Raw genomic sequence first — 425 nt, forward strand, 5'->3', positions numbered from 1 at the left:
CAGCAAAGCAACAACACCAAAACTTGGTTGAGCTTTTGGGCGCATTCAATGCACGACGCCCAGTTGCATCGCTTACAAAACGTAAATAGTAAACGTTTATTTAGTAACTTATTAAGCTCATTCAAACAGTTAATGAGCGATAGCGATGCCAATTTAGCTGCTGAGCTAAGTGCAGCCATGATCGATGGTTTATGGCTAAGAGCCGTATTAAGTAAGTCAGACCAAGATCAATTCGAAAATTGTGAGCGATTAGCTAAAGACTACATTCGTTCACTGATAAAACAGTATGGAGCCTAAAATGACCACACCTGTTTACGAAAATTTTATTAATGGCCATTTTTTAAAGAATCAAACTGGCGATACCTTTGCAGTTAAGAACCCTGCAACGGATGAAGTGATTTATCACGTTGAAATCGCTGATGAGT

At 39.1% G+C, this 425-nt stretch carries 1 protein-coding gene; it reads left to right on the plus strand.

Annotated elements, in window-relative coordinates:
• Window positions 1-297 (plus strand): TetR family transcriptional regulator C-terminal domain-containing protein (locus MKZ40_RS17045; RefSeq protein ID WP_282628004.1); only part of this gene is annotated, 297 nt, incomplete at its 5' end.
• Between the last annotated feature and the right edge of the window lie 128 nt (window positions 298-425).

The sequence above is a fragment of the Cobetia sp. BMC6 genome (assembly GCF_029991385.1).
Classification (GTDB): Bacteria; Pseudomonadota; Gammaproteobacteria; order Pseudomonadales; family Halomonadaceae; genus Cobetia.